This is a genomic window from Nonomuraea sp. NPDC047897 (assembly GCF_043204415.1).
Lineage (GTDB): Bacteria > Actinomycetota > Actinomycetes > Streptosporangiales > Streptosporangiaceae > Nonomuraea.
The window spans coordinates 70565-85244 of the sequence record NZ_JBIDCC010000008.1 but is presented as its reverse complement, the minus strand read 5'-3'; the positions used below and the strand labels follow the sequence as shown (position 1 = coordinate 85244).

Annotated in this window: 14 protein-coding genes; 9 read left to right on the top strand and 5 right to left on the bottom strand. The window is 73.2% G+C overall.

What is annotated here, in order from left to right; translation table 11 throughout:
• The first annotated feature begins 104 nt into the window (after positions 1-104).
• Positions 105-461 carry an STAS domain-containing protein gene (locus ACGF0J_RS19225; protein ID WP_393148069.1) on the top strand — a complete coding sequence of 119 codons (357 nt, stop codon included), beginning with the start codon at positions 105-107 and terminating at the stop codon, positions 459-461.
• 9 nt (positions 462-470) lie between these two features.
• On the opposite strand, the gene ACGF0J_RS19220 is transcribed toward ACGF0J_RS19225, so the two are convergent.
• The gene (locus ACGF0J_RS19220; RefSeq protein ID WP_393147483.1) at positions 471-1178 is read right to left on the bottom strand and encodes an ANTAR domain-containing response regulator; all 708 of its coding nucleotides are present in this window, start codon (positions 1176-1178) and stop codon (positions 471-473) included.
• A gap of 73 nt (positions 1179-1251) precedes the next feature.
• Between ACGF0J_RS19220 and ACGF0J_RS19215 the strand changes: the two genes are divergently transcribed.
• From ACGF0J_RS19215 to ACGF0J_RS19205, 3 genes are all read left to right on the top strand, one after another.
• Positions 1252-3084: a SpoIIE family protein phosphatase gene (locus ACGF0J_RS19215; RefSeq protein WP_393147481.1), complete on the top strand. Its 1833-nt coding sequence runs from the start codon at positions 1252-1254 to the stop codon at positions 3082-3084.
• A gap of 124 nt (positions 3085-3208) precedes the next feature.
• Positions 3209-4312: a glycosyltransferase gene (locus ACGF0J_RS19210; RefSeq protein WP_393147479.1), complete on the top strand. Its 1104-nt coding sequence runs from the start codon at positions 3209-3211 to the stop codon at positions 4310-4312.
• A gap of 62 nt (positions 4313-4374) precedes the next feature.
• Positions 4375-4995: an FMN-binding negative transcriptional regulator gene (locus ACGF0J_RS19205; protein ID WP_393147477.1), complete on the top strand. Its 621-nt coding sequence runs from the start codon at positions 4375-4377 to the stop codon at positions 4993-4995.
• On the opposite strand, the gene ACGF0J_RS19200 is transcribed toward ACGF0J_RS19205, so the two are convergent.
• Entirely contained in the window at positions 4973-6037 is a 1065-nt protein-coding gene (locus ACGF0J_RS19200; RefSeq protein ID WP_393147475.1) for a PucR family transcriptional regulator, read from the bottom strand. The genes ACGF0J_RS19205 and ACGF0J_RS19200 overlap by 23 nt on opposite strands.
• 75 nt (positions 6038-6112) lie before the next feature.
• Between ACGF0J_RS19200 and ACGF0J_RS19195 the strand changes: the two genes are divergently transcribed.
• From ACGF0J_RS19195 to ACGF0J_RS19185, 3 genes are all read left to right on the top strand, one after another.
• Positions 6113-7030: a proline dehydrogenase family protein gene (locus ACGF0J_RS19195; protein WP_393147473.1), complete on the top strand. Its 918-nt coding sequence runs from the start codon at positions 6113-6115 to the stop codon at positions 7028-7030.
• Between the two features lies 1 nt (position 7031).
• Entirely contained in the window at positions 7032-8705 is a 1674-nt protein-coding gene (gene pruA / locus ACGF0J_RS19190) for an L-glutamate gamma-semialdehyde dehydrogenase (RefSeq protein ID WP_393147471.1), read from the top strand.
• A 97-nt stretch (positions 8706-8802) separates the two neighbouring features.
• On the top strand, positions 8803-9951 hold the full coding sequence (locus ACGF0J_RS19185; RefSeq protein WP_393147469.1) for a DUF418 domain-containing protein: 1149 nt from the start codon (positions 8803-8805) through the stop codon (positions 9949-9951).
• Between the two features lie 31 nt (positions 9952-9982).
• Here ACGF0J_RS19185 and bla read toward each other — a convergent pair whose 3' ends face one another.
• Positions 9983-10948, bottom strand: coding sequence for a class A beta-lactamase (gene bla / locus ACGF0J_RS19180; protein ID WP_393147467.1), 966 nt, complete (start codon positions 10946-10948; stop codon positions 9983-9985).
• Between the two features lie 92 nt (positions 10949-11040).
• Entirely contained in the window at positions 11041-11667 is a 627-nt protein-coding gene (locus tag ACGF0J_RS19175; RefSeq protein ID WP_393147465.1) for a TetR/AcrR family transcriptional regulator, read from the bottom strand.
• Between the two features lie 88 nt (positions 11668-11755).
• Here ACGF0J_RS19175 and ACGF0J_RS19170 point away from each other — a divergent pair, with 88 nt between their 5' ends.
• Positions 11756-12709: an oxidoreductase gene (locus ACGF0J_RS19170; RefSeq protein WP_393147463.1), complete on the top strand. Its 954-nt coding sequence runs from the start codon at positions 11756-11758 to the stop codon at positions 12707-12709.
• Here ACGF0J_RS19170 and ACGF0J_RS19165 read toward each other — a convergent pair.
• Positions 12675-13298 carry an ArsR/SmtB family transcription factor gene (locus ACGF0J_RS19165; RefSeq protein ID WP_393147461.1) on the bottom strand — a complete coding sequence of 208 codons (624 nt, stop codon included), beginning with the start codon at positions 13296-13298 and terminating at the stop codon, positions 12675-12677. The genes ACGF0J_RS19170 and ACGF0J_RS19165 overlap by 35 nt on opposite strands.
• A gap of 72 nt (positions 13299-13370) precedes the next feature.
• Here ACGF0J_RS19165 and ACGF0J_RS19160 point away from each other — a divergent pair, with 72 nt between their 5' ends.
• Positions 13371-14639 (top strand): MFS transporter, encoded by a 1269-nt coding sequence (locus tag ACGF0J_RS19160; protein WP_393147459.1) that lies wholly within the window; start codon positions 13371-13373, stop codon positions 14637-14639.
• The last annotated feature ends 41 nt before the right edge of the window (positions 14640-14680 follow it).

Sequence of the window (14680 nt, the reverse complement as noted above, 5' to 3'; positions counted from 1 at the left end):
CAAGTACGAGACGGAAGCCCTCTGCTGGACTTCGCCACCAGTATCCCCCATCCGGCGGGATGTATTCACCCCCGCCGCGGTAACAGTAGGGTTGCTTCGTGACAATGCCGGAGAACGGTGAGAGCTCAGCCGCCGCCCTGAGCCTGACCTCGTCGACAGTGGGCGAGATAACCGTCGTCAAGGTCGACGGCGTGCTTGACGCCACGACGCGCGAGCAGTTCGCCGACTACCTGTCCCTCGCCGGGCCGGGGCTGATCCTGGACCTCGCGGGTGTGACGTTCATGGACTCGCGGGCGCTGGGGCTGATCGTGCATCACTGGCAGACCAGCCTGACGTCGGGGTCGAAGTTCGCGCTGGTCGGCGTCGAGTACTCGAAGTCCAAGGTGATGTGGATCACCGGGCTGGCGCAGCGGCTGCCGCTGTACGACACGCTCGACGACGCCCTGTCCGCCCTTGGCTGATCCCCGTGGCTAGGGCCGCCGGCGGGTCTTGCGCTGGTGCTCGTCGACCAGCAGCCGGGCCAGGTCGGCCACCTTGACCTGATGGTGCTGGGAGATCCGGCGCAGTTCCTCGAAGGCGGCCTCGGCCGTGCAGCCGCTGGTCTGCATGATGATGCCCTTGGCCTGGTCGATGACGGCCCGGCCGGCGAGCGCCTCCTGCATCTGCGCGGCGTCGGTGCGCACCTCCTCGAAGTCCCACATGTTGGCCATGGCCACGCCGACCTGTTCGGTCAGCATGTCGGCCAGCGCGTGGGCGCCGAGCGGGGAGAACGCGCCGGGCCGTACGGAGTAGAGGCCGACGACGAGCGTCACGGGCGACACGTCGATGGGCAGGGCCAGCACCGAGCGCACCCCCCAGCGGGTGGCGAGCGCGGCGTATCCGGGCCAGCGGCCGTCGGCGAGCACGTCGCTGACGACGACGCGGCCGCCGGTCCTGCGCGCCTCGGTGGAGGGCCCTTCGCCGAGGCTCCGCTCGGCCTCGACCAGCATGATCAGCTCGCTGTGCGAGCCCGACACCAGCACCCGGTGGTCGCGCCAGTGCTCCGCCGAGCCTCCGGAGCAGCCGGGCACGCCGGCCGCCAGAGCCGTGGTCAGCCCGCGCAGGACGCTCTCGGTGGAGGTGTCGGCGCCGAGCCGGCCGAGTCCGGCCAGGTCACGGGCCAGCGCAGGCGTGATCATCGCGGTGGATTCCATAGGCACAACCCCCTACCCTTTATGGCTAGCATTATCCCATGTGGCGTAGCGTCGGAGGATGACTGTGCCGGACCTCGAACACGCACTGGACGCGCTGACGGCGCGCGTCTCCTCACTGCGTGAGGCGAGGACGGCTTACCCGTCCGAGCTCGCGCCCACGTTGGACGCCGCGCTGGCCGAGCTGGACACGGCGGCCGAGCTGCTGGCCGAGGCCCGGGTGGAGCTCGACAAGTCCGCGCGGCGGCAGAACGGCCGCAAGGACGGCCCGCAGCGGGAGCTGAAGCTGCTGCGGCAGGTGTTCCGGGCCTTCCCGGTGCCGGTGATCGTGCTCGACGGGGGCGGCGTCGTCAGGCGCATCAATCCGGAGACCTCGCGGGTGCTGGGCAGCCCCGACGGCTATCTGGTGGGCCGGTCGTTCCCGCTGCTGGTGGACGTGTCGCGGCGGGCGGCGTTCCGTTCGCACCTGACGTCGGTGCTGCAGACCGGGCAACCGGCGGCGTTCGAGACGCGGCTGGCGCACCAGGGGCGCACCCACACCGTGCAGCTCGCGCTGACCAGGCTGACGATGCCGGGCGAGCCTCAGCAGATGGTGGCGGCCGTCGCGCTGCCGACGGAGGTGCAGTTGCCGGGGCCGCGCGCCGAGCGGCCGGAGCAGTCCGACGGGGCGCTGCTCATGGCCGCGGCCAGGCGTCAGGACCTGCTGGCCCGCATGGGGGCGCTGCTGCTCGACGAGGAGGCGCTGCGCCAGCCGGTGGCGTTGTCGAGGGCGGCGCGGCTGCTGGCGGCAGGCTGGGCCGACTGGGTGATCGCCGACATGGTGCGCGACGGGCTGCCCCGCCGGCAGGTCGTGGTGGCGCCGAAGGATCATCCGCTGGGCGGCCTGGTGCGCCAGGTGGAGAAGGCTTCGCCGGCCATGAGCCAGGTGGTGGCGCAGGTTCTCGACCGGGGCACCGGCACGGTGCACGAGATGGTCGACGACGAGACGCTGCTCGGGTTCTGCGCCGACGGGCCGCTGCTGACGGCGATGGGGGCCGGGTCACTGCTGTGCGTGCCGATCGGCTCCTCCGACGGGGCGCTGACCCTGGTCAGGGAGCATGACCGGCCGCCGTTCACGCTGGCCGACCTGGCCGTCATGCAGGAGGTGGGGCTGCAGCTCGGGCTCGCGGTGCGGGCGCAGAGCAGCTTCCAGAGCCGGTCGCGGGCGGCCGACGCGCTGTCGGCGAGCGTCGCGCCGCGCAAGCTGCCGGACGTCCCCGGCTACGAGGCGAGCGCCATCTACCACCCCGGCGCGTCGGTGGGCGCCGAGTTCTACGACGTGTTCCCCGTGTCGGGCGGCTGGGGGTTCGCCCTGGGCGGGGCGGCCGGCAAGGGCGAGGAGGCGGCGTCGGTCACCGCGATGGTCCGGGGTGGGCTGCGGGTGTTGTCCACCTGGGAGAGCGATCCCGACGTGGTCGTGGGCAAGGTGAACGAGGCGCTGGTCAAGCAGGGCACCGGCATGTTCGTGATGGCGGCGGCCGGCTTCGTCAAGGGGCGCACGATCCGGCTGTCGTCGGCCGGCCACCATCCGGCGGCGCTGGTGCAGCCCGACGGGAGCGTGCGCTTCGCGGCGGGTGGCGGCGTGCCGCTGGGCATCTCCCCCGTGGCCGAGACGAGTGTGGAGGAGCTCAGCGTCGGGGTGGGCGAGACCCTGGTGCTCTACTCGGAGGGCCTGATCTCGTCCAGGAACGACCGGGGCGAACCGTACGGCGAGGAGCGGCTGGCCGACGTGCTGGGCAGGTGCGCGGGTCAGGCGCCGGCCACGGTGGTCAAGGCGGTCGAGGCCGACCGGCACGCGTTCTCGGCCGGCCAGGTGTGGGACGAGATCGTCATCCTGGCGCTCCGCGGAGTCTGAGCGAGGCACCCCGAATGTCGGGGTTTGCGTTCGGCGCGGTTATGGGTAAAGTCATGGACACAGATATCCGTGCCTAAGACGCAGGCACACCTTGAAGGCTGTTTCCACGCTGCTGAGGTGTGCCATGAATATTGCGATCGTCGCTTCCGTCTCCGGCAACAAGCGCCACCACCTCCACTCCGTAGCCCGTGAGCTGGGGCGCGAGCACAACGTCACGATCTACTCCCGCCGTGACAGCGCCGAGGGCAAGCCCAGGACGCGGGTGGCCCCCGGGGTCATGGAGGAGCACATCGACGTGGGCCCGGCGCGCAGCCTGTCCGCCGACGACGTGGTGCCGTACCTCAACGACGTCGGCCTGCACCTGTCGAAGCGGTGGCACGAGGAGCGGCCGGACGTCATCCACGCCTACTCCTGGACGGGCGGGCTCGCCGCCGTCGCCGGCGCCAAGGACATGAGCGTGCCGGTCACGCAGACGTTCACCTCGGTGGACCCGGCGCACATGAAGCTGGAGCGGGCCCTCGGCCGCCGCGCCAACGCGGTCATCGCCGGCTCGAACGACGAGGGGTCCACGCTGATCCGGCTCGGCGTGCCGCGCAACAACATCGCGATCGTCCCGCCGGGCGTCGACACCGAACGTTTCCACCGCCAGGGCCCGGCGGCCACCCGCGGCTCGCGCCGGCGGCTGCTGCACGTCGGCCCCCTCTCCCCCGACCGCGGCGCCCACACGATCGTCCGCGCCCTGCAGGGCCTGTCGGACGTGGAGCTCGTCATCGCCGGCGGGCCCGAGGCCGACCGGCTCGCCGACGACAGGGAGGCGCGGCGCCTGCGCACCCTGGCCGAGCAGCTCGGCGTGGCCGACCGGGTGACCCTGCTCGGGCAGGTGAAGCGGACCGCGGTGCCGAAGCTCATGCGCGGCGCCGACGTGGTGATGACGCTGCCGCGCGAGGCCTCGACGGGCACCGTCGCGCTGGAGGCGATGGCCTGCGGCGTCCCGGTGATCGCCTCTGCCGTGGGCGCGCACCTCGACTCGGTCGTCGACGGCGTCACCGGCCTGCTGGTCCCGCCGGACCGCCCCGCCACCACCGCGCGGCTGACGCGCGAGCTGCTGTCCGACACCACGCTGCGCACCGCGCTCGGCTACGCCGGCGCCGACCGGGCCCGCTCGCGCTACTCGTGGGAGCGCGTCAGCCAGGAGCTGGTGCGCGTGTACGAGGCCGCCTGCGCCTGAGCCCGTACCCCGGCGAGGGCCTGTCCCCGACCGGCGGACCGCATGGACATAGGATCGGCCGCATGTTGATCCGTCCCTGGGACGCCGCCGGCGAGGAACAGGCCCTCGCCCATGTCCGGGCCCACCCGTTCGGCCAGCTCATCGCCTCCGGGCGGGGGCGGGACGTGCCCGTGGTGGTGCCCACCCAGTTCCTCCTGGCCGGTGACCGGACCGTGCTGCTCCACCTGGCCAGGCCCAACCCGGTGTGGGCGGCCATCGAGGAGAACCCCAGGGTGCTGCTGTCGGTGGCCGGCCCGTGGGTCTACGTCCCCGGCGCGTGGCGGGCCGAGCCCGGCACCGATCCCCGGGCGGGCGTGCCGACCACGTACTACTCCGCCGTCCAGCTCGTGTGCCACGCCGAGATCGTCGCCGACGCCGACGGCAAGCTGGAGATCCTGCGCGCCCAGCTCGCCGACCTCGAACCCGGCGCGGCCGATCCGGCGGGGCTGTCGCGGCTGCTGCCCGGCATCCGGGGGCTGCGCCTCACCGTCGAGGAGATCCGCGGCACGTTCAAGTACGACGGGCACAAGGACGCCGGACACCGCGCCCGCGTCGCCGAGAGCCTGGCGGGCCGCGGCGGGCCCGGCGACGAGGCCGCCCTGCGCCACCTGACCCGGGCGGCTAGCGAAGACGGGCGGCCTTGAGGCCCAGGTGGACGGCCAGCCGGGCGTCACCGTCGGACAGGTCGCGGCCCAGCAGCCGCTCCGCCTTGCCGAGCCGGTAGTAGAGCGTCTGGCGGTGGATGCCCAGCTCCGCCGCGGCCTTCTGGGCATGGCCGCCGAGGTCGAGGTAGGTCTCCACGGTGTGCGCCAGCTCGGTGTCCAGCGCCGCCGTCTCCGCTGCCAGCTCGCGCAGGTCGGCCTGGCCCAGCCGGGCCAGCAGGCGGTGCACGCCCAGGTCGTCCCAGCGGGCGACGGGCGCGAAACGGGGGAAGTGCTCGGCGATGCGCAGCGCCTGGCGGGCCTCCCGCCAGCTCTGCCACGCCTCCCCCGGGTCGTCGCGGGCGGCGCCGAGCCCGGCCGCGGTGCCGTACGCGCTCTGCACGCCCCGCGCGACCTCGGCGGCCAGGTGCGCGGGGGCGAGCAGGGCGACCGGGGAACCGGAGCGGGCGAGGACGCCGCGCGGCAGCGTCCACAGCGCGGCGACGCGGTCGTGCGCCTCGCGCACGGCGATGGCGACGACGGGGCCGCGCAGCTCGCCGTACAGGTCCTGGGAGGCCTCGGCGCGCTCGTCCGGGTCGGCCGACAGCAGCGCGCGCAGGCCGTGGCCGACGTCGCGGCGGGTGCGCGCCTCGCGGGCGAGCGCGGCGGCGGCGCGGGCGACGAGCGGCTCGGCCCGGCCCAGCACGTCGTCGGTGAGGCTGCCCGAGTCGAGCAGCCACAGGTAGCCGTAGGTCACGTCCTGGTGCCGCAGCGGCCAGCAGACGCGGGCCAGCACCTTCAGGTCGGCGTCGCCCGGGATGCGCACGGGGTGGCCGGCGCGGGCGATGCCGTAGCGCTCGAAGTAGTCGCGCACCTCGGGGGTGGCGCGGCGGCGCAGGATCGACTCCTGGCGCACGGTGTCGATGTCGCCGTGCTGCGCGCCGTACGCGAGCAGCCGGAACGTGCGGTCCTCCAGCGTCGCCGACGCCCCGAGCACGCGGGCGATCTCGTCGACGGTCTCCTGCAGATCAGCGGAATTGTCCATGTGTATGACAGCCTGCCACACCGGGCGTTACGCGCGTCGATGGCCCGGCCTGAGCTGCGGTTTTAGGCTGTACGCATGCTGGGTCAACTGCTACTCGCCACCTCCCGGAGCGCCCTGGTGCGCCGCTCCGTGACGGGGTTCCCGCTCACCCGCAAGGTGGTCGACCGGTTCGTCGCCGGGGAGGCCGCCGGGCAGGCGCGCGACACCGTCGAACGGCTCAGCGACATGAAGCTGGCCGTCACCGTCGACCACCTCGGTGAGGAGACGCTCGACGCCGGCGCCGCCGCGGCCACCGCGAAGGCGTACGTGACGCTGCTGGAGGAGCTGCGCCCGCTCGACCTGCGGGACCGGGCCGAGGTGTCGGTGAAGCTGTCGGCCGTCGGCCAGCGGCTCGACGAGGCGATGGCGCTCGCGCACGCCCGCGAGATCTGCGCGGCCGCCGCGGCGGGCGGCTCGTCCGTGACGCTCGACATGGAGGACCACACCACGGTCGACTCGACGCTGCGCATCCTGCGCGCGCTGCGCGAGGACCACCCGTCGACCGGCGTGGCCATCCAGGCCTACCTGCTGCGCAGCGAGGACGACTGCCGCGAGCTGGCCGGCGAGGGCAGCCGGGTGCGGCTGGTCAAGGGCGCCTACCGCGAGCCCGCCTCGGTCGCCCACCAGAGCAAGGCCGCCGTCGACCGGGCCTACGTGCGATGCCTGCGCATCCTCATGGCGGGGAAGGGGTATCCCATGGTGGCGACGCACGACGACCGGCTGATCGCGGTCACCGAGCTGCTCGCCGACCGCTTCGGCCGGGCGATCGGCGACTACGAGTACCAGATGCTGTACGGCATCCGCACCGACCGGCAGCAGGCCCTGGCGGGGGCCGGCCACACGGTCCGCGTCTACGTTCCCTACGGCGACGACTGGTACGGCTACTTCATGCGCCGGCTCGCCGAGCGCCCCGCCAACGTCGCCTTCTTCCTTCGTGCCCTTGGGGGTAAGTGAAATGGACGCCATCAGCAACGTGCCCACCCCCGCCAACGAGCGGGTGTACTCCTACGCGCCGGGCAGCGCCGAACGGGCCGCGCTGGAAGGCCGGATCAAGGAGCTGGCCGGGGCCTCGATCGACCTGACCATGACCATCGGCGGGCGGCAGCGGATGGGCGGCGGCACGTCGATCGACGTGGTGCAGCCGCACAACAAGGCGGCCGTGCTCGGCCGCACGCACGACGCCACCGCCCAGGACGTCCAGGAGGCGATCGACTCGGCGCTCGCGGCGGCCCCGGCGTGGCGGGCGCTGTCCTTCGACGAGCGGGCGGCGGTCTTCCTCAAGGCGGCAGAGCTGCTGTCCGGGCCCTGGCGGGCGACGCTGAACGCGGCCACCATGCTGGGCCAGTCGAAGACGGCGCAGCAGGCGGAGATCGACTCGGCCTGCGAGCTGATCGACTTCTTCCGGTTCAACGTGGCGTACGCGCGCCAGCTCTACGCCGACCAGCCGATGTCGTCGCCCGGGGTGTGGAACCGGATGGAGTACCGGCCCCTCGAAGGGTTCGTGCTGGCGATCACGCCGTTCAACTTCACGGCCATCGCCGGCAACCTCCCCACGGCGGCCGCGCTCATGGGCAACGTCGTCGTCTGGAAGCCGTCGCCGACGCAGCAGTTCGCCGCGCACTTCACGATGCGGCTGCTGGAGGAGGCCGGCCTGCCGCCCGGCGTCATCAACATGGTGACGGGCAACGGCCAGGCCGTGTCCGAGGTGGCGCTCGCCCACCCCGACCTGGCGGGCATCCACTTCACCGGTTCGACGGCGACGTTCCAGCACCTGTGGCGTACCGTCGGCACCAACATCGCCTCCTACCGCGGCTACCCGCGCCTGGTCGGCGAGACCGGCGGCAAGGACTTCGTGCTCGCCCACCCGTCGGCCGACGCCGGCGTGCTGTCGACGGCGCTGCTGCGGGGCGCCTTCGAGTACCAGGGCCAGAAGTGCTCGGCCGCCTCGCGCGCCTACGTGCCGCGGTCGGTCTGGTCGCGGATGCGCGACGACTTCGTGTCGATGGCCGAGTCGCTGACCGTGGGCGACGTGACCGCCGACCTGTCGACGTTCATGGGCGCCGTCATCGACGGGCGGGCGTTCGCCAAGCACAAGGAGGCCATCGACCGGGCGCGGCAGGCGTCCGGGGTGGACGTCCTCACCGGCTCCTACGACGACTCGGCGGGCTACTTCGTGCGGCCGACCGTCCTGGAGGTGGCCGACCCGGCCGACGAGGTGTTCGTCAAGGAGTACTTCGGGCCGATCCTGGCCGTGCACGTCTACGACGACGGCGAGTTCGACGCGGTGCTGGACCAGATGGAGGGCATCGCGCCGTACGCGCTGACCGGCTCCGTCATCGCCCAGGACCGCTACGCCATCGCCTCGGCCTCCGACAGGCTGCGCTTCGCGGCGGGCAACTTCTACGTCAACGACAAGCCCACGGGGGCGGTCGTGGGCCAGCAGCCGTTCGGCGGCGCCCGCGCCTCGGGCACCAACGACAAGGCCGGCTCGATCTACAACCTGATCCGCTGGGTGAACGCCCGCACGATCAAGGAGACGTTCGCGCCGCCGGTCGTCACGCCGCCGTTCCGCGGCGACATCCCGCAGGCGGGCTGGGAGCAGCCGGACCTGAAGAAGCTCGGCTACTAGCAGCAGCCGCCCGCACGGGCGGAGCAGCCTTTGGTCGGGGGGGCGCCGACCAAGGGCCGATGCCGGCGCGGACCCGCACCGCCTAGCGTCGGGCTCCATGACGCGAGTCCTGACACCGCAGGCGGCCCGGATCCACGAGATCGACGCGCTGCGTGGCTTCGCGCTGGCCGGCATCCTCGTCGCGAACATCGGCTTCTTCGCCGATCCGGGGTACGCCGTGGCCGGTTCGATGCCCATCCCCGGCGGTCCGGTGGCGTACGCCGTCTCCGCCCTGGTCCTGACGAAGTTCTACATCCTGTTCTCGTTCCTGTTCGGTTACTCGTTCACGCTGCAGATGCGGGCGGCGGAGCGGGCGGGGGCGAGCGTCCGGGCGCGGACCGTGCGGCGCTGCCTGGGGTTGTTCGCGATCGGCCTCGCCCAGGGCCTGCTGCTGTGGGTCGGCGACATCCTCACCCTTTACGCCGTGCTGGGTCTGATCCTGCTGGCGTTACGCGGCATCCGCCCCCGTACGGCGGTGATCGTGGCGATGGTCGTCATCGGGGTGCTGACCCTGCTGTGGCTGGCCCTGGCCGTGCTGTCGGGCCTCGAAGGCGGCGCCGGCGCGGCGGCGGCGCCGGACCCGGCCGAGGCGTCCCGGATCATGGCTCTGGCCACCGGCGGGCCGCTCGACGTGCTGCGCATGCAACTGGAGCTGTATCCGCCGCTCGCCGCCGCGATCTGGCTCTTCCAGGGGCCGACGGCGCTGGCCATGTTCCTGCTCGGCCTGGCCGCCGGGCGGACGCGGCTGCTGGAGGAGCCGGAACGCTGGGCGCACCTGCTCGGCCGGGTGCAGTGGGCCGGGTTCGGCGTCGGGTTGCCCGGCGGTGTCCTGTTCGCCCTGACGCAGGGTTCCAACGGCCCGGCCGAGCTGCTGGGCCTGGCGGTGAACACCGTCACCTCGCCGCTGCTCACCGCCGCCTATGTCGCGACGCTGCTGCGGGTCGTCAGGAGGTTCCCGGCGGTGGGGCGCTCGCTCGCGCCCGCGGGGCGGATGGCCGCGTCCAACTACCTCGGGCAGTCGGTGCTGGCCTGCCTGGTCTTCACCGGGTACGGCCTGGCGCTCGCCGGGCGGCTGGCGCCCGTCGCCGTCATGGGCGTCGCCGCGGCCCTGTACACGGTCCTGCTGCTGCTCAGCGCGTGGTGGCTGCGGTCCCACCGGTACGGGCCCGTGGAGTACGGCCTGCGCCGCCTGACGAACTGGACCTGACCGGGGGACCGCACGCGGGTCGGCGCACAGGTCAGGAGGTCTTGCCGAGTCCGCGCACCAGCAGGGCCGCCGCCTTGGCGATGGCGGCGTTGTCGACCGCGGCGTCGGCGGCGCCGCGCCGGATGTAGACGGCGAGGATCACCGGTGCGCCGGACGGGGGCCAGGCGATCGCGATGTCGCTGGCGGTACCGTACACGCCGCCGGTGCCCGTCTTGTCGCCGACGGTCCAGCCCGTGGGCAGGCCGGCGGCGATGCGCTCGCCGCCGGTGGTGTTGGCCTTCATCCAGTCGATCAACCGTCGCCGGTCCTCGGGCACGAGGGCCTTGCCCACGGTCAGCTTCCGCAGGTCACGGGCGATGAACGCGGGGGTGATGGTGTCACGCTTCTCGCCCGGCTTCCAGTCGTTGAGCGCGGTCTCGTAGCGGTCCAGCCGTCCGACGGGGTCGCCGAGCGATCGGTAGTAGCGGGTCATCCCGGCCGGGCCGCCGATCTGCTTGAGCAGCACGTTGGCGGCCGTGTTGTCGCTGGTGGTGATGGTCGCGTGGCAGAGCTCGTCGGGGGTCAGCCCGTTCTCGACGTTCTCCGGCCGGCCGGTGACCGGGGAGTGGGAGACCACGTCGGTGGCCTTCCACTTCAGGGTGCGCTCCATCAGGCCGGGGTCGCTCGTACGGGCCTTGTGCAGCACCGCGCCGCACAGGATCGCCTTGAAGGTCGAGTTGCTGGGGAAACGCTCGCCGGCCCGGTTGCCGACGGTCTTCCCGGTGCCCGTGTCGATCGCGTACGCGCCGATGCGTCCCTGGTAGGCGGCCTCCAGCTTGCCGAACTCGGCCTTGACGTCGAACGCCGGGGCGGTCGCCGTGGCCGGGACGGCGTGCGCGGCGGCGGGGGTGGCGGCGGCGGGGGTGGCGGTCCAGGCGCCCCCGGCGAGTGTGGTGGAGATCGCCAGGACGGAGGCCCCCAGCTTCTTCCGGAGGCTGGTGCGGGCGTGCTGATGCATGTCGGGACTCCCTGTTTCGCGCGTTCACGGTCGGCGTCGGGAGACGAGAAGATCAGAGATCGCCCCATGGTGTCCAATAGTGGTATCGGTGCTCAGCCGATATCGGGACGCGTATGGGAGCTGGTCAGGGCCCCGGCTCGGGCGGCGGCCAGGGTGACGCGGACCGCCTGGTCGGCCGCCGCCTCGTCCACGGGCTCGGCCGTCATGAGCAGCCGGAAGTAGATCGGCGCGGCGAGTGTCCGCAGCACTTCGGCGGGGTCGGTGCCGGCGGGCAGCTCGCCTCGTTCGATCGCGCGGGTGACGACGGGGCGGGCCCGCCGGAGCCGGTCGCCGAAGACGTGCTGCCGCGCCTCGGCGATCTCCGGGAGCCCGGCTCCGCCGGAGAACATCGCCGCCAGCAGCGCCGGCCCGCTGCCGGCCGTCACCATGGCCACCAGGGACCGCGCCAGCGCCCGCAGGTCGCCTTCGGCGGAGCCGGTGTCGGGGACGGGGACGTCGGCCGCGGCCTGGCCCGCCAGGGCGTCCACGACGAGGCTCGCGCGGTCCTTCCAGCGCCGGTAGACGGTCGTCTTGTGGACGCCGGCCCGGGCGGCGACGGCTTCGACGGTCAGCGCGGCGTAGCCGTTGTCCACCAGCTCGGCGAGCGTGGCGGCGTGGACCGCCGCGCGCACCTTCGCGCCGCGGCCGACCGGACGGTCGGGAGGGGATGCGGAATTCATTGCAACTCCAAGTTGCGCTATGGCCGGATCGACTGCCACGATCCTATCGCAACTTCAAGTTGCGATACGTCTCGCGAAAGGCAGCCCCATGCGTTCCTGGACCTTCGACTCCATCCCCGACCAGTCCGGCCGGCTGGTGGTCGTGACCGGCGCCAACAAGGGCATCGGCTACGTGACCGCCCGCGAGCTGGCCCGCCGTGGCGCCCACGTCGTGCTGGCCTGCCGCAGCGCCGAGCGTGGCCGGGCGGCGCTGGCCCGCCTGCGCGCCGAGGCGCCCGGCGCCCGGGCCGAGTCGCGTCCGCTCGACCTCGCCGCGCTGGCGTCGATCCGCGCCTTCGCCGCCGGGTGGGACCACGACCGGCTCGACCTGCTGGTGAACAACGCGGGTGTGGCGATGGTGCCGTTCGCGCTGACCGCTGACGGGTTCGAGTCGCACGTCGGCGTCAACCATCTGGGCACGTTCGCGCTCACCGGGCTGCTGCTGCCCGCCCTGGCGGCGGCGCCGGCGGGCCGGGTGGTGACCGTCAGCAGCGAGGGGCAGCGCTTCGCCCGGTTCGACCTCGGCCGGTTCGACCGGCACCGGCCCGGCACCGAGCGGGGCTACAGCGCGCCGTTCGCGTACGTGGCCGCCAAACGGGCCAACCTGTACTTCGCGGCCGAGCTGCACCGCCGGGCCGAGGCGGCCGGACTGCCGCTGCGCAGCGTGGCCGTGGCCCCCGGGCTCACCCGCACCGACGTGCTCACCGGTGGCGCCAACGCGGCCCGCGGGCGGCTCTACCGGTCGGCGACGGCCCTGCTGGTGCGCCTCGCCTTCCGGCCGGTGACCGAGGGCGCGAAGACGTCCCTGTACGCCGCGACGGCGGACGACGCGCCGGGCGGCGGCTACGTGGCCCCGGACGGGTTCCTGGAGCTGCGGGGCGAACCCACGACCCGGCACCGGCCCCGCGCCCTGACCGACACCGTCACCGCGCGTCGCCTGTGGGAGCGCTCGGAGGAGCTGACGGGCGTCAGCGTTCCGCTGCCCGCGGCCCGTCCCCGGTGAGACCCATCGGCAGGACGTCGAAATGGACGACCACGCGCGCGAGGGAAGGATCCGGCTCGCCGCGCGGCTCCCCGGCCCGCCGGTCGGCCAGGGCCCGGTAGCGTTCCAGCACCTCCAGGACCTCGTCGCGCATCCGCGCGGTCTCCTGCGCGGTGAGCCGCAGGGAGCGGCGGCCGAGGCCGCTGGCCCGCACCCACTCCTCGGGCGTGCTCGCCTCCTCCTCGCGCCATCGCGCCAGCTCCGCGCCGCGCCGCTGGACGAGGTCGTCGAGGAGCGTCTCCAGGGCGCTCGCCGTCGCCTCGTCGCCGGGCGGGGTCTCGCCGTAGGAGAAGCCACCCGGCACGATCCGCCAGTACTTCTCCTTGCCCCTGCCCAGCTCCGTGGCCTCCTCGATCATGCCGTGCCTGGCCAACTCCCTCAGGTGGTAGCTGGTCGCCCCGGTGTTGTGCCCGAGCAGGGCCGCCAGCCGGGTGGCCGTGGAGGGACCGTGCTCGTCGAGCAGCTCGTACAGGCTCAGCCGCAGGGGGTGGGCGAACGACTTGAGGGCGTTCGCGTCGAGGGTGCGGGCGGAGAACGACTTGCGTGGCATTCTGTGCACACCTATCTTTGCAAAGGAATCTATGCACACTTTTCCTTACATCCTAGCGAGAGGACGGCGGTCATGGCCGGTCTCGGGCGGTCGTTCACGTTCCTGTGGTCCTCGGCCGCGCTGTCGAACCTCGCCGACGGCGTGCTCAAGGTCGGCGCCCCGCTGCTGGCCGTCTCCATGACGCGCTCCCCCACCGAGGTGGCTCTGGTGGGGGCGGCGGCCACGCTGCCATGGCTGCTGCTCGCCCTGCCCGCGGGGGCGGTCGCCGACCGGACGGACCGCCGGCGCGTCATGGCGCTGGCCAACGCGGGGCGCGCCGGCGGGCTCGCGGCGGCCGGCGCCCTGGCCGCCTCCGGAACGCTCAACCTGTGGCTCATGCTGCTCGCCGTCCTGGTCGCCGGAGCGGCGGAGGTCTTCGCCGACACGGCCGCCCAGGCGGTCCTGCCGATGACGGTGCCCGCCGGCCGCCTGGCGGCGGCCAACGGCCGCGTCGTAGGCGCGCAGACGGTCGGCAACGACTTCGTCGGCGCCCCACTGGCCGGCGTCCTGGTCACCCTGCTGCCCGCCGCCGTCCTCGGCGGCCCCGCCCTGCTGTACGGCGTCGCCGCGCTGCTCCTGCTGGGCATGCGCGGCCGGTTCCGGTCCACCCGGCCTCCCTCGGCCGGACGGGGGGCGGCAGCCATGCGGCGGGAGATCGGCGAGGCGCTGCGCTACCTGTGGGGCCACCGGTTCCTGCGCACGCTGGCGGTGTCCGCCGGCCTGCTCAACGCCGCCAGCGCCGCCTACTTCGGCGTGCTCGTGCTGTGGCTGGTCGGCGACGGGTCACGGGTCGGCCTGCAGCCCAGCGGCTACGGGCTGATGATGACGGCGCTGGCCGTCGGCGCGGTCGCCGGATCGCTGGTCTCGGAGCCGATCAGCCGGCGGCTCGGCGAAGGCAGGACGCTGGTGCTCATGTGGACGGTCAGCGCCCTGCTGTACCTCGTGCCCGTGCTGCTGCCCGTCGCCTGGCTGCTCTACCCCACCGCCGTCGTGTGGGGCGTGGTCGGCGCCTGCGCGAACGTGCTCGTCATCTCCACCCGGCAGCGGCTCATCCCCGCCGAGCTGCTGGGCCGGGTCAACTCCGCCTACCGGCTGATCGGGATGGGCGGCATGCCCGTGGGGGCGGCGCTCGGCGGCGTCGTCGCCGACCTGGCCGGCCTGCCCGTCGTCCTGCTGGGCGCCGCGGTGGTCAGCGTCGCCGCCGTCTGCCTCGTATGGCGTGTCGCACCTATGCAAATTTCGGTGCCTTTGACCAGCGATCATACAGTTGACTCCACATCCGGATCACTTTCGGCACACTAGATCTGTGGTGAGATGACATGATTACCCCGGGCGACGAGGGG